Annotated in this window: 19 protein-coding genes and 1 pseudogene; 11 read left to right on the top strand and 9 right to left on the bottom strand. The window is 70.1% G+C overall.

Annotated elements, in window-relative coordinates; genetic code table 11:
- Window positions 1-14: 14 nt before the first annotated feature.
- Complete coding sequence (locus ACH4NX_RS11620) at window positions 15-1415, top strand: PLP-dependent aminotransferase family protein (protein ID WP_351396300.1); 1401 nt, start codon at window positions 15-17, stop codon at window positions 1413-1415.
- 46 nt (window positions 1416-1461) lie between these two features.
- Here the strand turns inward: ACH4NX_RS11620 and ACH4NX_RS11615 are convergent, their stop codons facing one another.
- The 3 genes from ACH4NX_RS11615 to ACH4NX_RS11605 all read right to left on the bottom strand — a co-directional run bounded on the left by ACH4NX_RS11615 (window position 1462) and on the right by ACH4NX_RS11605 (window position 4037).
- The gene (locus ACH4NX_RS11615; RefSeq protein WP_351396297.1) at window positions 1462-2136 is read right to left on the bottom strand and encodes a response regulator transcription factor; all 675 of its coding nucleotides are present in this window, start codon (window positions 2134-2136) and stop codon (window positions 1462-1464) included.
- A complete protein-coding gene (locus ACH4NX_RS11610) occupies window positions 2120-3238 on the bottom strand; it encodes a histidine kinase (protein WP_351396294.1) in 1119 nt (372 codons plus the stop codon). Before ACH4NX_RS11610 ends, ACH4NX_RS11615 begins: the two co-directional genes overlap by 17 nt.
- A gap of 103 nt (window positions 3239-3341) precedes the next feature.
- The gene (locus ACH4NX_RS11605) at window positions 3342-4037 is read right to left on the bottom strand and encodes a hypothetical protein (protein WP_351396292.1); all 696 of its coding nucleotides are present in this window, start codon (window positions 4035-4037) and stop codon (window positions 3342-3344) included.
- A 541-nt stretch (window positions 4038-4578) separates the two neighbouring features.
- Between ACH4NX_RS11605 and ACH4NX_RS11600 the strand changes: the two genes are divergently transcribed.
- On the top strand, window positions 4579-5412 hold the full coding sequence (locus ACH4NX_RS11600) for a UbiA family prenyltransferase (RefSeq protein ID WP_351396289.1): 834 nt from the start codon (window positions 4579-4581) through the stop codon (window positions 5410-5412).
- A 236-nt stretch (window positions 5413-5648) separates the two neighbouring features.
- Here the strand turns inward: ACH4NX_RS11600 and ACH4NX_RS11595 are convergent, their stop codons facing one another.
- On the bottom strand, window positions 5649-5810 hold the full coding sequence (locus ACH4NX_RS11595) for a hypothetical protein (protein WP_351396286.1): 162 nt from the start codon (window positions 5808-5810) through the stop codon (window positions 5649-5651).
- 329 nt (window positions 5811-6139) lie between these two features.
- Between ACH4NX_RS11595 and ACH4NX_RS11590 the strand changes: the two genes are divergently transcribed.
- The 6 genes and pseudogenes from ACH4NX_RS11590 to ACH4NX_RS11565 form a co-directional block, all read left to right on the top strand.
- Entirely contained in the window at window positions 6140-7078 is a 939-nt protein-coding gene (locus ACH4NX_RS11590) for an ACP S-malonyltransferase (RefSeq protein WP_351396283.1), read from the top strand.
- A gap of 216 nt (window positions 7079-7294) precedes the next feature.
- Window positions 7295-7993, top strand: coding sequence for a hypothetical protein (locus tag ACH4NX_RS11585; protein ID WP_351396280.1), 699 nt, complete (start codon window positions 7295-7297; stop codon window positions 7991-7993).
- A complete protein-coding gene (locus ACH4NX_RS11580) occupies window positions 7990-8898 on the top strand; it encodes an effector-associated domain EAD1-containing protein (RefSeq protein ID WP_398127871.1) in 909 nt (302 codons plus the stop codon). The genes ACH4NX_RS11585 and ACH4NX_RS11580 overlap by 4 nt, the downstream gene beginning before the upstream one ends.
- Window positions 8899-8939: 41 nt before the next feature.
- Window positions 8940-12608 carry a DEAD/DEAH box helicase gene (locus ACH4NX_RS11575; RefSeq protein WP_398127872.1) on the top strand — a complete coding sequence of 1223 codons (3669 nt, stop codon included), beginning with the start codon at window positions 8940-8942 and terminating at the stop codon, window positions 12606-12608.
- A 117-nt stretch (window positions 12609-12725) separates the two neighbouring features.
- On the top strand, window positions 12726-12983 hold the full coding sequence (locus ACH4NX_RS11570; RefSeq protein WP_351396274.1) for a hypothetical protein: 258 nt from the start codon (window positions 12726-12728) through the stop codon (window positions 12981-12983).
- Window positions 12983-13250, top strand: a pseudogene (locus tag ACH4NX_RS11565) (DNA-binding protein); the annotation flags it as partial. The gene ACH4NX_RS11570 and the pseudogene ACH4NX_RS11565, both read left to right, overlap by 1 nt.
- Before the next feature lie 390 nt (window positions 13251-13640).
- Here the strand turns inward: ACH4NX_RS11565 and ACH4NX_RS11560 are convergent.
- Window positions 13641-14057 (bottom strand): PIN domain nuclease, encoded by a 417-nt coding sequence (locus ACH4NX_RS11560; RefSeq protein WP_351396271.1) that lies wholly within the window; start codon window positions 14055-14057, stop codon window positions 13641-13643.
- Window positions 14054-14305 carry a type II toxin-antitoxin system VapB family antitoxin gene (locus tag ACH4NX_RS11555; RefSeq protein ID WP_351396269.1) on the bottom strand — a complete coding sequence of 84 codons (252 nt, stop codon included), beginning with the start codon at window positions 14303-14305 and terminating at the stop codon, window positions 14054-14056. Before ACH4NX_RS11555 ends, ACH4NX_RS11560 begins: the two co-directional genes overlap by 4 nt.
- Before the next feature lie 387 nt (window positions 14306-14692).
- Between ACH4NX_RS11555 and ACH4NX_RS11550 the strand changes: the two genes are divergently transcribed.
- Entirely contained in the window at window positions 14693-14944 is a 252-nt protein-coding gene (locus ACH4NX_RS11550) for a hypothetical protein (protein WP_351396266.1), read from the top strand.
- Entirely contained in the window at window positions 14944-15336 is a 393-nt protein-coding gene (locus ACH4NX_RS11545) for a DNA-binding protein (protein WP_398127873.1), read from the top strand. Before ACH4NX_RS11550 ends, ACH4NX_RS11545 begins: the two co-directional genes overlap by 1 nt.
- A 132-nt stretch (window positions 15337-15468) precedes the next feature.
- Here the strand turns inward: ACH4NX_RS11545 and ychF are convergent, their stop codons facing one another.
- Entirely contained in the window at window positions 15469-16557 is a 1089-nt protein-coding gene (gene ychF / locus ACH4NX_RS11540; protein WP_398127874.1) for a redox-regulated ATPase YchF, read from the bottom strand.
- Window positions 16558-16742: 185 nt separating this feature from the next.
- Here ychF and ACH4NX_RS11535 point away from each other — a divergent pair, with 185 nt between their 5' ends.
- Complete coding sequence (locus ACH4NX_RS11535) at window positions 16743-17447, top strand: DUF6542 domain-containing protein (RefSeq protein WP_398127875.1); 705 nt, start codon at window positions 16743-16745, stop codon at window positions 17445-17447.
- 34 nt (window positions 17448-17481) lie between these two features.
- Here ACH4NX_RS11535 and ppgK read toward each other — a convergent pair whose 3' ends face one another.
- Both ppgK and ACH4NX_RS11525 read right to left on the bottom strand, forming a co-directional pair.
- Window positions 17482-18246, bottom strand: coding sequence for a polyphosphate--glucose phosphotransferase (gene ppgK / locus ACH4NX_RS11530; protein ID WP_351396207.1), 765 nt, complete (start codon window positions 18244-18246; stop codon window positions 17482-17484).
- A gap of 29 nt (window positions 18247-18275) precedes the next feature.
- Complete coding sequence (locus ACH4NX_RS11525; RefSeq protein ID WP_351396204.1) at window positions 18276-19292, bottom strand: 4-hydroxy-3-methylbut-2-enyl diphosphate reductase; 1017 nt, start codon at window positions 19290-19292, stop codon at window positions 18276-18278.
- Between the last annotated feature and the right edge of the window lie 89 nt (window positions 19293-19381).

The following is a 19381-nucleotide window of genomic DNA, read 5'->3' as shown; positions in this document are numbered from 1 at the left end:
ACGGAGCAGACCAGATGGCCTGGCATCTGTCGGTCCAAGTGGACCGGGACTCGGCGGTACCACTCACCGCGCAGTTGCAGAACGCCATCAAGAGCCGGGTCGAGGACCGGGTGCTGCACCCCGGCGCGCGGCTCCCTTCGAGCCGCCAGCTCGCCCAGGACCTGGGGCTTTCGCGCAGTGTCGTGGTCGAGGCGTACGAGCAGTTGATAGCCGAGGGCTACCTGGACGCGGTCCGCGGATCGGGGACGCACGTCACCCGGAAGCTGCCCGAGCAGACCGGTGCGTCACCCCTGCTGGACGCCCGGCCGGTCTCCGGTCCGCGCTGGGACCTGCGGGTCGGCATCGCGAACCTGTCGAGTTTCCCCCGGCAGGAATGGCTCAACTCCTATACGAAGGTCCTGCAGAACGTCAGCCGGGAGGGCATGGACTACCCTCCGGTCGCCGGCATCGCCGAACTGCGCAACGAACTCGCCGGGTATCTGGGCCGGGTGCGCTCGGTGCGCGCCGAGCCCGCGCAGGTGATGATCACGGCCGGCTTCGCACAAGGGCTGGCGCTGCTCTCCGACTCCTTCCAGCGGCTCGGCCTGCGGGAACTCGCCATCGAGGATCCGGGCCACAGCGGCCAGCGCCGGTTCATCCTGGACACCGGGATCACCCCGCTGCCGGTACCGGTCGACGAGGAGGGCCTGGACGTCGCGGCCCTGGCCCGCACCGGCGCCCGCGCCGTCCTGGTGACCCCCGCCCACCAGTTCCCGACCGGGGTCATGCTCTCGCCCGAGCGCCGCCGGCAGCTCCTCGCCTGGGCCCGGGAGCGGGACGGGTGGATCATCGAGGACGACTACGACGGCGAGTTCTGGTTCGACCACGGGGTCAGGCCCACCGCGCTGCAGGAGGGCGACCCCGAGCGAGTGGTGTACGCCGGGACCACCAGCAAGGTCCTGGTGCCCGGCCTCAGGCTCGGCTGGCTGGCGATACCGCCGAAGCTGTACCCGCTGATGGAGCGGGTCCGCTCCCGTCAGGACCAGGGCTCCGACACCCTCACCCAGCTGGCCTTCGCCGAGATGATGCGCAGCGGCCTGCTCGACCGCCATCTGCGCCGGGTCCGCTCCCGTTACCGCTCCCGCCGCGACGCCCTCGCCGCCGCCGTGCGCGAGTCGCTGCCCGACGCCCGGATCTGCGGCTGCGCCGCCGGCCTGCACAGCTACGCGCTGCTGCCGCCGGGCACCGACGAGGCCGCCGTCGTACACGGAGCGCTGCGCCGCTCGGTGCTGGTCCGCGGCGGCCAGCAGTTCCGGTTCCGGGGCCCGCCCGGCCGGCCGGCCCTTCTCCTGGGGTACGGCTCCCTCCCGCTGACCGGCATCAACGACGCGGTGGCGGCGATCGGCGAGGCGTACCAGGAGGCACGGCAGGGGTGAGGACGGGCCGTTGCCGGCCGGGGCGACGGCGGCACCGCCGAGGGCGTCATCGCATCGAGCGTCCCCGGGGAGCCGCGATCAGCTTCTGCGCCAGCGCCTTGTTCACCGCGTCGATGCGCGACACCGCGTCCAGCTTGTCGAAGATGTTCCGCAGATGCCGCTTGACGGTGCCCTCGGTGATCCCGAGCCGGACCGCGATCTGCCGGTTGCTCATGGCCTCCGCGACGCACGTCAGCACCTCCCGCTCGCGCGGCGACACCGGGCCGGCCTCCTGCTCGTTCGCCGGGGACTGCCCGGCGGTGTAGCCGGACCTCGGCACCAGGATGGTGATCTGGTCGTCCTCCCTGGCCGCGTTGCGGACCGCGGTCAGCAGGGCACCGCGCGAGACGCTCTTGTGCAGATAGCCCCGGGCGCCCAGCTGGAGCAGTTCGTGGACGAGGGGCTGGTCGTCGTACATGGTGAGGATGATGATCCGGAGGCTGGGGAAGCGCTCCAGCAGCCTGCGCACCGCCGCCCGGGGGTGGTGGTCCGGCATCTCCACGTCGAGCAGCAGCACATGAGGCTGGTGTCGCTCCACCAGCTCCGCGAGCCCGCGTCCGCTGCTCGCCTCCGCCACGACCTGCAGGTCGTGCTCGGCGTTCAGCAGTTCGGTGAGGGCGGTGCGCAGCAGCGTGTGGTCGTCCGCCGCGAGGATGCGGATGAGTTCAGGACGCGGGCTCAACGGAATCACCTGGCAAGTCCATCAGAGGGACAGTGACAGTGACCCTGGTGCCGCCGGCCTTGGGGTCGCTGGTGAGCAGGATGCTGCCGCCGAGCAGTTCGACCCGCTCGGTGACGGAGGCGATCCCGTTGGCCGTGCCCGTGACGGCGACCGCCGAGACGTCGAAGCCGCAGCCGTCGTCCTCGATCAGCGCGTGCAGCCGGTAGGGCGCGATGTCCACCGCCGCCAGCACGTGCTCGGCGTCGGCGTGGGCGAGCGCGTTGCGCAGGCATTCCCGCACGACCAGGAAGACCTCGTCGAGGACGTGCTGAGTGGCCCACTCCTCGCTGCCGTTGACCTGGATCCGTACCTTGGAGGGGGTGATCTCCATCGACTCCAGGAAGGCGGCGAACGCCGACTCCAGCGTGCCCTCGCGGTCGGCGCGGCGCAGCTGGGTGACGAGGTCGCGGATGATGCCGAGCGACTCGGTCAGGGTCTCCTTGACGGCCCCGATCCGGGCGGAGACCTCGTGCGGACCGGCGTCCATGGTCATCTCGTGCAGTTCGAGCTGGCGCAGCGCGAGGCTGACGTGGTTGCCCAGGTGGTCGTGGATCTCACGGGCGAGCTGGCGGTACGAGGCGGCGTTGACCTCGCGCACCGTGTTGAGGAGGTAGATGTCGTGTCCCAGCGCACCGGCTTCCAGCCGCTTCCCGATGCCCTGTTGCAGGGTGCGGATCGCGGCCTTGAAGCAGTCGAGTTCGTCCGGCGAGGACACCATCGCACCGGCGATCGCGTCGAAGACGAGGTCGAAGAGGATGATCCCGGCACGGATCGAGTGCACGGCGTCGATACCCTTGCTGACCCGCTCCGTTCCCAGGGTCTGCACCTGCTGGATCAGCGTGCCGCGTACCTCGGCCCGGCAGTGGCGCAGGCTCTCGGCGCAGTCCCGGATGACCCGCTCGGCCTGCAGCGCGCAGCTGTGCCAGGTGGCGTCGTCGGCGACCAGCGGGCTTTTTATCTCCTCCAGCCGGAGTCGGTATTCGTCCAGTAATCCGCTTGACAGGGCGAGAAGTGTCTCCGCCGTCGAACTCTCCTTGCCGACTGCCGCGGAGTCCGATTGCACCAACGGAGCCCCCTCCCCCTGATCCGACCCAGCGATCATTACCGCGCGATTATGGGTTGTCAACGCACGCACCCATCCACCCCAAGTCCTGAACCCGCCCCATTTAAGTCCACAGGAATGACCTCAGTATCGCATCCGGCGTATGCGTGGCAACGGAGCCTACATAACCGTCGGGGCAGTCCACCTCGTGCACGTACCAGTCGGCCGGATCCCCGGCCCGCCGAGCCCGCCGCGTCCCGCCGGCCCGCGGTTCACCGACCGAGACCGGGATACGCAGCCCGGTGCCGGCCGCTTTGCCCACCGCCTCGAGGGCGGTCCAGGTGCGGAACCCGGCGACCCGGTCCGCAGCACCCACCTGCGGCAGCCGGCTCCAGTCGAACGAGGTGCGCAGCCGCTCGACGTCCACTCCCACCGTGCCGGGCGACCGGACCACCCCCACCAGGGCGGCCGCGCCGGAGTGGGACAGGCTGAACTCCAGCTCCGGCCAGGCCCCGGGGACCAGCACGGGCCGCCCCCCGCCGCAGTTGCCGCACCGCTCCGGCTCAGGACAGCGGCGTACGAAACGCGGCCGGTCCGGGGGGACGCCGAGGTAGCCGGCGAGCACCATGCGCAGCGCCACGTGCGCGCGGCGGTAGCGCCGCCGGCCGGCGGGATGACGGATCCGCGCCGCACGGGCGCGTTCGGTGGAGGCGAGGACCGAGTCCGCGTCGTCGAGCGGGACCCGGTCCAGGGGGACGGACCAGACATGGATGTCCCCGGACTCGATATCGGAGGCATACGGGGGCGACAGGGTGCGCATGGAGGCTTCCCGGGGTCGGAACGGACCAGGGCTGCCAACGGCCCTTGTCGGGAAGCGGAGTGCCGGAAAGGACGGCGCCCGCCTGGCTCACCAGCAAAGCGCGGGCGGGGCAGGGGGACGCGGTCCACTTCGGCGACGAGGGGACGTACCAGGTGGAAGGTGGTCTCGTGAACCCGGGCGGGAGTGGCCCGGTGCGCCGGACCGGAGTGGTCCGGCCCGGTTCCCGCGGTGAATGCGAGCGGACCCGGAGCGTCCGATTCGCGATATCCGGAGTACGGTGTTCACCGTGACCCGGCGGGCCGGACGTAATCGAGGGGGACGACGGTGATGATCCCCATGCACCAAACCGGCCAGTAGGGTATTTCACTTTAGAGGTACGAGTGGCCCCATTGCGGAGCAGTCAGGCCGGTCCCGGCTCCCTAGGCTCCTCGCCATGCCTTTCGTGACCGCGCAGACACTGCCCGCGAGTGCACCGTCCACTCCGGTATCCGGGGTTCCGCGAACGCTCCTCCTGTGCCTTCAGGAATCCCGCCCCGCCGTATTGGCGGCATTCCAACTCCGCTATCTCGCCGGAGTCGCACTGGTCCCGGCATCCACAACCGTCCTCGGGGTAAGACCGGCGCTCCAGGCGGCACTCTGTTTCGTCGCCTGGCTCTGTGCCGTCTTCTACACCTATCTCTACAACGGATACATGGACTACCGCGAGGACCGGGTCAACGAATCGACCCGTCCTATAGCGAGTCTCAAGCTCCCCCGGAGCACCGCGCTGACTGTCGCCCGCTGCGCCGCCCTCGCCGCGCTGGTCTGCGCCGCCGGCGCCGGACTCGGAGCGCTGCTGCTCTGCACGGCGCTGCTGCTCCTCGGGTACGGCTACTCCTCGCCGCGTACCGCCTGGAAGAACCGGACGCCCGCCGTCATGGGCGTGGTGTTCGTGTCCGGGCTGCTCACCTACAGCGCCGGCCCCGTCGCCCTCGGCTCCTCACCGGCGTCTCCCGCGCTGCTGCTGACCGCCTTCGCCATGTCGCTGTGGATGGCGCTGGTCGGAGCGGTCGCGAAGGACTTCTCCGACATCGAGGGCGACACCGCCTCCGGCCGCCGCACCTGGGCCATCACGCTGGGAGAACGGCGCGCCCGCGTGCTGGTCGCGGTGGGCGCCTGCGCGGTCGGCGGCGGATACACCGCCGGGACGGCGGCCTGGGCGCCGGGGCTGCTGCCGGTCGCGTCCGTGGTCCTGGCGGGGGCGTTGGTACTGGCCACCGTCACCCTGACCGGTCAGGGCGCCACCCTGCGCAGCCGCCGCCGGATGCCGTACCGCTGCTACATGAGCACGCAGCACTGCGCGCATCTGGCCCTGCTCGGACAGGCCGTGATCTGACCGGCCGCACTCGACGCTACCGGCCGCCGTGGTCCGGCCGGGTCGCCGCCGTGGCTGGTCCGGCCGGGGTTGTCACCGTGGTCGGTCCGGCCGGGGGCGCCACCGTGGTCGGTCCTGCCGGGTCGGCCGGTGAGGCCGCCCGGCGAGGTACGACCCGACCCGGCCGGCCGGAAGTTGGTGCCGCCGCACGCGGGGGATGTCGTGCGGCGGCGGTCCGGGCGGGGCGGAGGCCGAGCTCAGATCTGCCGCAGCGCCCCTGTCAGCTGCTCGCAGACCGCGGTCAGAATATGACCGAGTGACGGAAACTCGCCGAGTCCGCCTTCCCCTTCTTCGGGAATGACGTCCCCGGCACCCTCAAGATCCGCGGAGCAGGTGCGGTCGTCCTGCTGCTGAGTCATGGGTGACAACCCTTCGCTCGGTCCGCCTGCGTCACCCCGGAAACTAATCCCACGCAAAGCGCGCGACAAGGGGGAATCATCCAAGGGAACACACCGAAGAAACACATCCCCTTTCCAAAGACGCATTCACGCACCACTCAAGTGCAACTCCTGTGCCGCCCACCGCCGCCGAAGTGCTTTCATTCCCAGAGAAACGAACGAATCGCAGACAAGCGGGCCGGGCGGCGGAACCCGACAGGGGGACGACCACCCGTACGGCGCGGATACGGACGCGGTTCCCCCCTGGGGCAGCGCCTCGCGGTCCGCCGCAGGGAGGAGACGGAACGACGATGACAACCCCCCGACTGGCGCTGATGTTTCCCGGCCAGGGCTCCCAGTGGCCGGGCATGGGCCTGCCCTGGACCCGCTGCCCCGGCTGGTCCGTGGTGGCGGAGGTCTCCGAGGCCGCGGGCCGGGATGTCGAGGCCCTCCTCCTGGACGCGGACACGGCGACGCTGCGGCGTACCGACAACGCGCAGCTGACCACCTTCACCCTGGCCGTGGTGGCGCTGACGGAACTGCGCCACCAGCACCCGCTGGCGACGTTCCCCGGCGCCTGCGCCGGACACAGCCTGGGCGAGTACTCCGCGCTGGTCGCCGCCGGCATCCTGGACCCGCAGGACGCGGTGCGCCTCATCATGGTGCGCGGGTCCGCGATGCGGGCGGCCTGCGAACGGGCCGAGGGCACGATGGCCGCGGTACTCGGCCTGGACGCGGCGCGGGTGCAGCAGGTGGTGGACGCCGGCCACGCGGCCGGCGGACAGGTGTGGGTGGCCAACCACAACTCACCGCGGCAGACCGTGGTCGCCGGCCGTACGGCGGACCTGGAGCGCTGCGCCCAGGAACTGAAGTCGGCCGGGGCGGCGAAGGTGGTCCGGCTCTCGGTCGACGGCGCCTTCCACACACCGCTGATGGCCGAGGCGGTCGAACCGTTCGCCGCCGCGCTGTCCACGGCCCGCTTCATGCCGGGCCACACCGCGGTCGTCGCCAACGTGGACGCCCGCGCCTACCGCGGCGGCCCCCACTGGGCGGAACTGCTGCGCCGCCAGCTCGCGGCACCGGTCCGCTGGTCGGACACGCTCCACACGCTCACCTCGGAGCTGGCCTGCGACCGCCTGATGGAGATCGGCCCCGGCAAGACCCTCACCGCCCTGGCCAGGTCCACCGTCCCGCGCACCCCCCGCGACACCTTCTCCGACCCCCAGGCGGTCGTGGCACCGACGGGCTGACCCGGCCCGCGACGCGAGACCCCGGGGCCCCGGCCGGTCGGCCGGAGATCTGTGTGTGGCGAAGTGCTACCCCCCAACGACCCACTATGGGTAACCTTTTGCGTACCAGGGGGACACGCGGGGACAACTCGGAAGGAACCTCAACGCCGGCACACCGGCCGGAGCCACGGCTCCGCGGTCCGTCCCGGCCTTCCTCCGTCCCTGAAAGGGTGGCTGGTGATCGAGCTCACTGATCCTCGGTTGACGACGTACGACATAGTCCTGGACGCCGACGACCCGTCGCGAGGACCCGGACGGGAACCCGCGGACGAGCCCGAGGCCCTCGCCGGGCGCCTCCGGCTCGGCGGACCGCACTCCGTCCGGCTGACCCCCGAGGAACTCGCCGCGGACCCCCAACTCGCCCGGTACGCCGAGGAACAGGCCGCCCTCTACGAGCATCACCTGGTACGGCTGTCCCTCACCTTCGTCCCCCAGACGCGCGGCCCCCGGCTGAAGTTCGCCAACGTGGCCCTCCACCTCACCTCCGACTGGGGGCCGAAGCCCGTCGCCCACTCCATGGAGCCCATCCGGTTGACGGACCCCGTGCAGACCGAACGCGTTCGCCGCCTCGGCCCGCAGCTCTCCCTGCTCGGCGCGGACGCGTCCCTCGGCGAGATGACGCGGACCGTCGGCTACACGGCCAACCAGCCCCTCGTCCAGGCGCTCGACCTGGGCGGCTCGGCCCCGGCCTGGGACTTCAGGCCGACCGTCGCCACCGAACTGACCGGCACCTTTCCGCTCAGCCTCGTCGTGCGCTGCGGAGCGGGCACCGACACGGAGCTGAGGTGCACGGTGACGGCCGGGGTCGAGGCACCGCTGCTGCGCCGGTTCAGCCGGGAACTGCCCGACCCGCTGCGACTGAAGGCGTTCCTGTGACGCCCGCGGACACCGACAGCACCCCCCTGCTCCGGCAGGAGGTGCGGGCACTGGCGGAGGTCTACCACTCGGCGGGGCGGGCCCGGCTGATGCTGCGCTCCGCCGGATTCCCGGCCTGGGCGATCCCGGCCGGAGCGAACACCATGGGCGAGTTCTGGGGCCAGGTCTCCTCGGAGCTGGAGAACGGGGTGATGGCAGCGGGACGGTCACGCATCCTGGCCAAGGCGCACGACGAGCATCCCTTCCATCCGGTGTTCGCCTCGGCGGAGCAGAGCCGGCCGGAACCGGGGGGAGCCCCCACGGTGCCGGGGAGGGCGACGGACGAGCGCCTGCGCGTGATGCTGCTGGGCGCCGAGCCCGCCCGCTACGGCGTCACCAGGGCGAGCGCCGAACTGGGGGCGGCCGGCAAAGCGGACCGCGGGCGCCTCGACATGCGGCTCTTCCCGGCCGCCGGCGGCGCCGACCTGGGGGAGATCCGCTCGGTCCTGCCCCACGTCCTGCACCTCGCCTGCCACGGTGTGCGCGACGAGTTGATCCTCGAGGACTCCGCCGGCGAGGCACACCACCTGGCGGCGGACGATCTCGTCAGCACCCTGAAGCTCGTCGCCGAGCACCGCGGTCACCGACTGCGGGCACTGGTCCTGCGGTCCTGCGAGGGCCAGGAGGTGGCGGAGCGCTTCTCGCCGTACGCGGACGTCGTCATCGCCCACCGCGGCAGGCTGGACGCCGAGTGCTCCGTCCTCTTCGCCACCGTCTTCTACCGCGAACTCGCGGCCTCTCCCCACTCGCCGGACGCGCGGGCCATCGGGGCCGCCGCCCGCTTCGCGGCCCAGGACACCGTCAACCAGGCCGCCATGTGCCGCGGTGTCCAGACGCGGCTCATCGTCCTGCCCGGCCTGGACTGAACCGCCCGCACCACTGTTCCACGTCTCGCACAGGAGTCGCCATGCCACTCAACGTGTCGTCCGAGCCGCCGACGTCCGGGAACATATCCGACGAGGTGGTGACGGGCCCGGCCACCTGGGACATCTCTCAGCGCGACTGGGACGACCTTCGGTCAGGTCTGAGTGCCGCCTATCTGGACGCCGGTGCGCGGCAGAGATTCCTGCGCGACCTGAACTTCCCGGCCAAGGAGCTCCCGCCGTCCGCGGCCAGCCAGGCCGACTTCTGGGAACACGTCCGGGAACGGGCCGAGTCGGGAGCCGTGTCCCTGCGCTGGCAGGATCTCGCCCGGCTGGCGAACCAGGACCAGACTGCCAACCACCAGGCGATCTTCGCCAAGCTGGGCAGCCCCGAGGAACCCGGCACCGAGGAGACGCCGCTCGCCGCGCCCCCTCGCGAGGCCGCCGGACCGGTGATCGGCTCCATGGCGCCCACCATCCGCGGCTACGGCGAACTGCTCCCGGCCGGAGACCGCCCGGACCTGCGGAACGCGCTCCTGGAGAGCTGGGAGGAACGGCTCGGCTCCTGGGCGGAGCTGTCCGACTTCCAGCAGCGGTTGCTCGTCCTGTGCCGGGAGATCATCGACCAGCGGGGTGTGGGTCTCATCTACGCCGTCACCAACAGCGGCAAGACCACCCTTGCCCGGTTCGGCATGACCATGGCGGTGAGTTCGGGGAAGACATCGATGATGCTGCTGCCGATCAAGGCCCTGGTCACCCAGGAGCACTCCGAGTGGCAGATCCTCCAGGGCAGTGGCCCGGACATAAGGGGCCTGCGCGTCTATCCGGCCTCGCGGGACTACCCGGAGAACGACCGGCCGGTCGGCGCGGGCTCGTACGACGTCGCGCTGGCCATCTACGAGAAGCTCGGGGTGTACCTCGTACACCGGCTGTCGCCGCTGCGCCGCAGCGCCCTCCTCGTCGTGGACGAACTCCAGATGCTGGCGGAGCGCAGCGAGCGGGCCGCCAAGCTGGAGGCCCTGCTCACGCTGGTGAAGCTGCTCCCCCGCGACCAGCAGCCCGCTCTCCTTGGCCTGTCGGCCGCGCTGTCGCCGGCGGCCGGAGAGACGCTGGAACGCTGGCTCGGGCACGACCGCCTGCTCCGGAAGCACTTCACCAACGTACGACCGGTGCCGCTCGACACCTATGTGGTGGGTCCGCGACGCTGGCTGGTGCAGGAGAAGGCCCACCTGCTGAGCATGCCCGGCGACCACCGGACACCCCCGCCCGCCTACGAGCAGGAGCACGAGCTGGGCGACATCCGCGACAAACACGCCAAGGCCCTGTCCCTGCGTTTCGAGGGACTTCCCGGAAGCAGGCTCTCCACCGCGCCGCTCGCGGCCGCCCTGGTCGTCCAGACCCTGATCAAGGACCCGGACAAGCGGATCATCGTGTTCGTCCCCGGCCGCACCATCGCGCAGAACCTCGCGCTGGCCATTCAGGACCTGCTTCAGGCCACCAGCGGACAGAAGCCCGCCGGCCGACGCGGTTCTCCCTGGCAAGTCGGCCGGTATCACGGTCCCGCGTCGCGGGCCAGGGACACCACGGGCCGTCTGTACGAGAGGCTCAAGAACTCGGATCTTCCCCTGCACGACCTGGTCATGCGAGGTCTGCGACACGGCGTCGCCTTCCACACGGCGGCCCTGGCGCCCACCCTGCGGCGCCAGGTCGAGGACGAGTTCAGGGACCCGGGCGGTCTGCTGCGGGTGATCGTCGCGACAGACACCCTGGCCGTGGGGCTCAACCTGCCCGCCGATGTCGTCATCGCGACGAGCGTGTCCGGCTGGGGCGGTGAGGGACCCAACCGGCGGCGCCTCCTGCCGGCGGCCGATCTGGACAACAAGGGCGGGCGGGCGGGCCGGCGGCTCGAGAGGACGGTGACCGACCAGCTCGGGAAGTTCTACATCCTCGTCCCGTCCCCGAAGGACCTCCAGGAGACCGACGGCCTGACCCCGGAGCAGGTCAAGATGCTCTCGACCGAGGAGGGCGTGTACCGGACCTTCGTCAACAGCACCGAACGCTCGCTCAGGGTCCGTTCACAGTTCCGCGACACTCTCCAGATCAGCGGTCTGGTCCTCCAGGGTCTCTGCCTGGGCCGCAGCGGACTCACCCGGCGGCAGTGGCTCCAGCGGGTCTCGGAGATCCTCGGCGGACTCCTCATCTCCTACGAACCCGACTCCCCGGAGATCCCCGACGCCGAGGACGTGCTGAGGGAACTGGAGGCGCGGAACCTGATCGAGTTCAGCGAGGGCGAGGGATACCGGGGCGGTGAGGAGGTGCTGTCCCTGTCACCGCTCGGGCAGGCACTCGGCCAGTCGGGTCTGGAACTGGACGACGCGGCGGAACTCCAGCACCTCGCGCACCTCGCGATCGAGAACAAGGGCCACCTCGACCTGTTGTGGCACGCGTTCAAGGCCCGGTCCGTGCAGCGGGTCACCGCCTGGGTCGCGTTGCCGGGACAGCCCGCGAGCAACCACATGCCCTCGCTCAAGGGCGCCGTGCTCACTCTCCTGTGCGCGCACTGCTTGCCGGACGACTCCGCCGAGGCGCCGACGAAGCGCCACTTCTCCCTCCGCTACATCGCCGCCAAGGGGCCGGCCGTACCGGACCGGCTGCTCAGTGAGAGCAACCAGCAGATCTCCGACGACCTGCGCGAGCTCCTGACCATCGACGAGGAGGCGCTGACGATGGAGGACGCCAACGCGCTCCTGCGGGCCGTCGTCGCGTGGGAGTGGCTGAACGGGACCCCCTACGACGAGATGGCCAAGCGGATCGGCGGCGTGGTCCAGTCGGCCGAACAGCCCGACCGCGGCAAACGGCGGGCGCCGTCGGTCAAGCTGTACTACGCGGACGTCGAGCAGCTCTGCGAACAGGTCGCGGGGTACCTGCGCGCAGCGGCCGAACTCTGTGTGGGCGAGGACGGTTCCGACCATTCCTTCCGCATGCACGCGCTGGCGCAGCGCGTCGAGTCGGGGCTGCCGACCTGGCTCGCGCGCGTCTCGAAGATGCGGATCCCCTCGCTGCACCGCGAACGCCTCGCCAAGCTGGCCGGCGGACAGGAGCTGAGTCACCTGTCCGACCTCGTGAACGCCGACGTCATCAAGGCGGTGCTCGACGAGGAGGAGCGCGAGGTCGTCCGGAAGACCATCGAGAGCCGGATGGAGGACGAGCGCAAACAGCTCGAACGGGTCGGCGGTGAGGTGGCCGGAGAGACCATCCCGGGCACCGAGGGCGAGACGTTCGCGGAACTCTCGGGCGACCTCGACAACGCCGAGACGGCCAAGGAGTACCTGGACCGGCTCTGCGAGACCGTACGGGACATGGGCCTCCACGCCACGGAGACGGCGACGGAGGGCGCGTTCGCCGTGTCCGTCTGGACCGCCCCCGGCACCGGGGACACCGTCGAGATCATGGTGCCCAAGCAGTTCGTACTCACGGCCGAAGGAGCGAAAGCCGTCGCCGGGCGGCCCGCCCGGGTCATCGTCCGGGGCGCGGACACCGGCGCGCGAAGGGTACTGGAGGAGCAGGGCACCCAGGCCCGGTTCGTGACCATGGAGTACCTGCTCCAGACACTGGCACACCTCGTACAGGATCTCCAGCACGCCTTCTCGCCGGACCACGCGGTCGAGGAGCTGCGGAAGATCAGGGTCTCGTCGATCGGCAGAGACTGGTGACACCCGGCGAGGCGCTGCCCTCCTCCCGCAAGGCGGAGGGGGAGCGCGGGTTTCCCCTCGCTGCGCCGACACTCCATTCACACCCGAAGTCTTACTGCCGCGGGTAGGACCGGGACTATGAGCGGTAGCAAGACGTCTTCGATCAGCTTGCCCGAGGACCTCGCCGAGGCTGTACGCGCCTACGTCGGCCCCGGCGGTTTCTCCACGTACATCGCCGAAGCCCTCGAACAACGGGTCGCCATGGACAAGCTTCGGGAGATTGTCGCCGACTTCCAGACCGACAACGACCAACTCACCCGCGAGGAGGTCGAAGCCGCCCGCGCTCTGTTGCGCCATGCCCTCGCCCACCGACAGGCCGGCGGGGTCGCCGCCTGATGTCCGGCACCCTGCTGCTCGACAGCGAAGGACTCTCCAAGCTCTACCACAAGGACCGCACCGTCGTAGCTCTGGCCCAAGCGGCATCGGGAGGAGGGCATCCGCGTAGCCATCAGCGCCATGACCACCCTTGAGGCCGACTATGACCGCATCTGCCCCGGCCGCATCAGGTGGGTTCTTTCCCGCGTCGACGTTCACGACGCCACCAAGGAGATCACCGACCAGGCCGCCGCCCTCCTGCGCACCCACCGTCTCCTCGGCCACCAGATCGACGAGCGCTGCGACTTCGTGAGCGACTGGACCCTTCCCGTGATCCTGCAATTCTCGCTCGCTTTGTCCCGATCGTGATGAACCCCGGTCACCTCCAGGAACGGACGGAGAGCAACGGAGCCAGAGGGCCCGCCGTTCACCGATACGGCCGCGGACCCGGATACCGACACGGAAACGTTCACACCTTGGGCGGCAAAGAGCAGCGCGCACGAAAGGAACAGAGACCATTGGGAGACGGGTGAGGACGGAGACTGACCCAGTAGGCGGTCGACCGGTGAACCCGAGATGGCGTGCACGCTTGTCCCCCGAACATTAGGGACGTCGGCGTGTCCAAGTCGGTGAATGACCTAGGACTCACCTTCCTACCCATCTTGCGGCGTTCCCGGTTCAGTCGGCGGTGCCGGGCTTCACGACCCACTCGGCTTGCAGCCCGCTAACCGAGGCGATCATGTCGAAGTCGCCGTCGTAGTGCAGGACCGTGACCCCGTGCCGTTCGGCGGTTGCCGCGATGAGGACGTCGGCCAGCGACAGCGCCCGGTGAAAACCAGCGTTTAGCGCCAGCGACTGAATCGCGAGCGCTCGCTCGAACTCCTCATCGTTGCAAGGCAAGTAGTCGAAACCACGGAGCAGAGTACGCAGGCGCAGCGCCTCAGGCTTTCCGCGCGCCGAGTACAGAACCTCGTACTCGGTCGGGGCGCACACCGCTAGGAGCCCGTCCCTGTCCAGCACATCCAGCCGCGCCCGCACTGCCGGTTTGCCTCGGCGAGCCAGCGCCGACTTGTCGATGAGGTAGCGCTCCTTCACGCCGCCGAATCCCCGCCTTCGCGCTTCAGCGAGCCGTCAGGATTCCGCGGCCCCGTCTTCGCCCGGATTTCCGCGAACGCGTCCTCGAACTCACCCTCGTCAATGGCGTCAAAAAGCTCCCGGCGCAGCCGCAGCCTCACCCCCTCCTCCATGGCTGCCCGCACTGCGGCGGCCTTCGTCCTCGCCCCGTACACCCGCATCGCCTGCTCGACGATCTCCTCGTCCAGATCGATCACAGTCCTGGCCACCAGTTACTCCTTCACGGCTCGACACCCCAACAACGATATCAATCAGGAGTCAGAAATGACATCTAAACGCTGGAGGGTGTCGTGGGTGTCTCGATCGGCGTCGGGGGCACAAACTGCGGGAATCGATCACCAGCCAGATGGGCCGAGGGTCAGTCATCCCAGCACCATCCCAACCCGGGAAAAGCAAAGGGCCCGACTCCGAAGAGCCGGGCCCCCTATGACCTGGGCATTTACCCATTTTCCCGTTGGCTCGCGTCGGCCTTCGACGAGTACTTACGGGTGTCCTGCGGACTCTCTGCGGACCGGACGGATGTCCGTCTGCACAGCCTGCACGGCCACGCGACCATGTACGCCCAAAAGCTTACGACCACCGGTAGCATCGGCACCATGAGCAGTAGCAAGAAGTACTCGATCAGCCTGCCCGAGGATCTCGCCGAAGCCGCGCGCGCCCACGTCGGACCCGGCGGTTTCTCCGCCTACGTTGCCGAAGCCCTCGAACAGCGGGTCGCCATGGACAAGCTCCGGGAGATCGTCGCCGACTTCGAGACCGACCATGACGAGCTCACCCGCGAGGAGGTCGAGGCCGCCCGCTCGCTGCTGCGCCATGACCACCGACAGGCCGGCGGAGCCGCCGCCTGATGCCCGGCACCCTGCTGCTCGACAGCGAAGGCCTCTCGAAGCTCTACCGCAAGGACCGCGCCGTCATGGCCCTGGTCCAAGCGGCATCAGAGGAAGGCGTCCGCGTGGTCACGAGCGCCATGACCACCCTTGAGGCCGACTACGAGCGCATTCACCCCGCCCGTATCAAGTGGGTCCTCTCCCGCGTCGACGTTCACGACGTCACCAAGGGGAGCACCGATCAGGCCGCAGCCCTCCTGCGCGGCAACCGCCTCCACGGCCACAAGTACGCGATCGATGCCGCCTTCGCCGTCATCGCCCGCACCGCACCCCAGCCGGCCACCGTCCTGACCGCCGACCCCGAGGACCTGACGCTCCTGTGCGGCCCGGCCGTAGAGGTCGTCAAGGTCTGAACGCCGACCGCAGTCGCATCAGCCGGACCCGTCACCAGGACCTCAGCGCTTCGCGGCACAAGGACTCCACGCGGACGTACGACTGCGCCCGGCCCATCGACATGCGGGCCGGGCACATTCCTTGTTTGTCCGTCAGACGTTGAAGCGGAACTCCACCACGTCCCCGTCCTGCATCACGTAGTCCTTGCCCTCCATGCGCGCCTTGCCCTTGGCGCGGGCCTCGGCGACCGAGCCGGTGGCGATCAGGTCGTCGAAGGAGATGACCTCGGCCTTGATGAAGCCCTTCTGGAAGTCGGTGTGGATGACACCGGCGGCCTCGGGGGCGGTGGCGCCCTTCTTGATGGTCCAGGCGCGGGATTCCTTGGGGCCGGCGGTCAGGTAGGTCTGCAGGCCCAGGGTGCGGAAGCCGACGTGGGCGAGGGTGGCGAGGCCGGGCTCCTCCTGGCCGACGGACTGGAGGAGTTCCAGCGCCTCGTCCTCCTCCAGCTCGGCGAGGTCCGCCTCCAGCTTGGCGTTGAGGAAGATCGCCTCGGCGGGGGCGACCAGGGCGCGCTGCTCGTTCTTGAAGTCCTCGTCGGTCAGCTCGTCCTCGTCGACGTTGAAGACGTAGAGGAAGGGCTTGGTGGTGAGGAGGTGCAGGTCGTGGAGGAGCTCGGCGCGCTCGCTGCCCTGGAGGATGCCGTGTGTGAAGAGCGTGTCGCCCTTCTCCAGGATCTCCTTGGCCTCCTCGACCACCTTGACCTTGGGCGCGATGTCCTTCTTGATCCGCGACTCCTTCTGGAGGCGGGGCAGGACCTTCTCGATGGTCTGGAGGTCGGCGAGGATCAGCTCGGTGTTGATCGTCTCGATGTCGTCCTTGGGCGAGACCTTGCCGTCGACATGGACGACGTTCTCGTCCTTGAAGGCGCGGATGACCTGGCAGATCGCGTCCGACTCGCGGATGTTGGCGAGGAACTTGTTGCCCAGGCCCTCGCCCTCGCTCGCGCCGCGCACGATGCCCGCGATGTCGACGAAGTCGACCGTCGCCGGGAGGACCTTCTCCGAGGAGAAGATCTCGGCCAGCTTCCCCAGGCGGGGGTCGGGGACGCCCACGACGCCGACGTTGGGCTCGATCGTGGCGAACGGGTAGTTGGCCGCGAGCACGTCGTTCTTGGTCAGGGCGTTGAACAGGGTCGACTTGCCGACATTGGGCAGACCGACGATTCCGATCGTGAGCGACACGTTGCGACTTCCCGTACGTGAGGATGCGGAGGGGTTCAGGGGGTGGGGCGGGCCAGGCAGGGCCGATCCACCAGTCTACGGGGTGGCCGGTACCGGACCCGCGCGGTGTCGAACGCTTGGCCAAGCTCGCACCGACGGCGTGTCTGTCGGGCTATTCGGCACATAAACCGACCTAAGTTGGTCCAGTGGAGCAACACAGGACGCGACCTGCGCAGTACGGACCGCGACGGGGCCGGACGCCGCTGCCCCCACAGGGGCGGGGAGCGGACGGTGGCGCCGCCGCCGTGCTCGGGCAGCCCGTCGCGCAACCGGTGAAGCGGCCCGCCGGGCGACCGGCCGGGCCGCCCGACGGAGCGGGTGGAGCGGGCGGAGCGGGCCGGCCGCACCGGCCGGTCGCGGTGCCGCCGACTCCCCGGTCCGGGCCGCCGGCGGTGCGGGCCGGGCCTTTGGTGGTGGGGGCCGTGCGCGTCCTGCGGAGGATGACCGGTCTGCGGCTGACCGGGCTGGGCAGTGGCCTGTTCTGCGCGGCCGTGATGCTGGTGCTCGGCTTGATCGACCAGTTGCTGTTCGGCGCGTCCCTGGCGGTGTACGGCGTGCTGTTCCTGCCGGTGTGCCTGCTCACCGCGCTCTGGGTGCGCGGGGGCGACCTGCTGACCGCCCCCGTCGTCGTGCCGATCGCCTTCGCCGTGGGCCTGGTGACCGTCGCCGAGGGCGGCGAGGGGCTGGGAGGGCGGCTGATGGGGCTGGTGACCGCCCTCGCCACCGAGGCGGGCTGGCTGTACGGCGGGACCCTGGTCGCGGGATCGACCGTGATCGTCCGGAGGATCCGGCTCCTGCGCCGCCGGGCCGACGCCGTCGCCGTCGCCGCCCGAAACCGTCCGCCGGTGTGACGGCGCGGAGCCCCCGCCGTGGTGACAGCCCGCTTCAGCCCCCGGCGGGCGGGCCGGCCGCCTGGGACGCTCGCATCGCCGCGCCCACGATCCCCGCGTTGTTCTGGAGCTGGGCGGGGACGATCTCGGCCTGGACGCCCTCGATGTGGTGCAGGAACTTGTGCGCCTTGCGGCTGACTCCGCCGCCGATGACGAACAGGTCGGGTGAGAACAGCATCTCGACGTGGGCCAGGTAGCGCTGCACGCGGTGGGCCCACTGCTCCCAGGACAGGTCGTGGTCGTCCTTGGCCTTGCTGGAGGCGCGCTTCTCGGCGTCGTGGCCGTCCAGCTCCAGGTGGCCCAGCTCGCTGTTGGGGACGAGGACGCCGTCGGTGAAGACGGCGCTGCCGATGCCGGTGCCGAAGGTGAGCAGGACGACCGTGCCCTCGCGGTCGCGGCCGGCGCCGAAGCGCATCTCGGCGACGCCCGCCGCGTCCGCGTCGTTGACGACCGTCACGTCGAGCCCGCCCAGCCGCTCGCTGAACAGGGCGCGCGCGTCCGTGTCGATCCAGCTCTTGTCGACGTTGGCCGCGGTGCGGACCGTGGCGCCGCCCGTGACCACGCCGGGGAAGGTGAGCCCGACCGGCCCGGTCCAGCCGAAGTGCTCGACGACCTGCTTCACACCGTCGGCCACGCCGTCGGGGGTCGCCGGGTGCGGGGTCAGTACCTTGCAGCGCTCCTGGACCAGGTCGCCCCTGTCGAGGTCCACAGGGGCGCCCTTGATCCCGGATCCGCCGATGTCCACGCCGAAGATCTGCATGGGACCACGTTACGGCCTGCGACTGACGGTCACGCCCCGGGCGTACCCGAGCCGCCCCGCTCCGCCACCAGGGACGCCGCCTCGTCGCGCAGGTCGCGGCGGAGCTCCTTGGGCAGCGAGAAGATGATCGACTCCTCGGCGGCCTTGACGATCTCCACGTCCTCGAAGCCACGCTGCGACAGCCACTCCAGGACCTGCTCGACCAGGATGTCCGGGACGGAGGCGCCGGAGGTGACACCGACCGTGGTGACGCCCTCCAGCCAGGCCTCGTCGATCTCGTCGGCGAAGTCCACGAGGTACGCGTCGCGGGAGCCGGCCTGCTTGGCGACCTCGACGAGGCGCTTGGAGTTGGAGGAGTTGCGGGAGCCGACGACGATCACCAGGTCGGCCTCGGCGCCCATCTGCTTCACGGCGAGCTGGCGGTTCTGCGTGGCGTAGCAGATGTCGTCGCTCGGCGGGGAGATGAGCTGCGGGAACTTGTCCTTCAGCGCGTCGACGGTCTCCATGGTCTCGTCGACGGAGAGGGTGGTCTGGGAGAGCCAGACGACCTTCGACGGGTCGCGGACCTCGACCTTGGCGACGTCCTCGGGTCCGTCGACGAGCTGGATGTGGTCGGGCGCCTCGCCGGAGGTGCCGATGACCTCCTCGTGGCCCTCGTGGCCGATCAGGAGGATGTCGTAGTCGTCGTCGGCGAAACGGACGGCTTCCTTGTGCACCTTGGTGACGAGCGGGCAGGTGGCGTCGATGGTGGCGAGCTTGCCGCGCTCGGCCTCCTCGTGGACGACGGGGGCCACGCCGTGCGCGGAGAACATCACGATGTTCCCCGGGGGGACCTCCTCCGTCTGCTCGACGAAGATGGCGCCCTTCTTCTCCAGGGTCTGGACGACGTACTTGTTGTGGACGATCTCATGCCGGACGTAGACCGGAGCCCCGTACTGCTCCAGGGCTTTCTCGACGGCGATCACGGCGCGGTCCACACCCGCGCAGTAGCCACGGGGGGCGGCGAGCAGGACACGGCGGCCAGGCGAAGCAGTCATGCCACCCATCGTAAGGGTGCGTTCGGCGGGTCAGGGATCGCGTGGGGGTGGCGTTGCCGGGGAGACTGGCCAGGACGTTGACGGGGACGTTCCGAGGC

This window comes from Streptomyces sp. NPDC017225, assembly GCF_044331465.1.
Classification (GTDB): domain Bacteria; phylum Actinomycetota; class Actinomycetes; order Streptomycetales; family Streptomycetaceae; genus Streptomyces.
Note: the sequence above shows the minus strand (reverse complement) of the source record. Positions and strands in the feature narration are given on the sequence as shown.

Bases quoted from the DNA above. Each gene is read 5' to 3' on its own strand.
- ACH4NX_RS11620 (WP_351396300.1), top strand. From the start codon at position 15: ATGGCCTGGCATCTGTCGGTCCAAGTGGACCGGGACTCGGCGGTACCA.
- ACH4NX_RS11605 (WP_351396292.1), bottom strand. From the start codon at position 4,037: ATGCGCACCCTGTCGCCCCCGTATGCCTCCGATATCGAGTCCGGGGAC.
- ACH4NX_RS11595 (WP_351396286.1), bottom strand. From the start codon at position 5,810: ATGACTCAGCAGCAGGACGACCGCACCTGCTCCGCGGATCTTGAGGGT.
- ACH4NX_RS11590 (WP_351396283.1), top strand. From the start codon at position 6,140: ATGACAACCCCCCGACTGGCGCTGATGTTTCCCGGCCAGGGCTCCCAG.
- ACH4NX_RS11575 (WP_398127872.1), top strand. From the start codon at position 8,940: ATGCCACTCAACGTGTCGTCCGAGCCGCCGACGTCCGGGAACATATCC.
- ACH4NX_RS11570 (WP_351396274.1), top strand. From the start codon at position 12,726: ATGAGCGGTAGCAAGACGTCTTCGATCAGCTTGCCCGAGGACCTCGCC.
- ACH4NX_RS11550 (WP_351396266.1), top strand. From the start codon at position 14,693: ATGAGCAGTAGCAAGAAGTACTCGATCAGCCTGCCCGAGGATCTCGCC.
- ACH4NX_RS11545 (WP_398127873.1), top strand. From the start codon at position 14,944: ATGCCCGGCACCCTGCTGCTCGACAGCGAAGGCCTCTCGAAGCTCTAC.
- ppgK (WP_351396207.1), bottom strand. From the start codon at position 18,246: ATGCAGATCTTCGGCGTGGACATCGGCGGATCCGGGATCAAGGGCGCC.
- ACH4NX_RS11525 (WP_351396204.1), bottom strand. From the start codon at position 19,292: ATGGGTGGCATGACTGCTTCGCCTGGCCGCCGTGTCCTGCTCGCCGCC.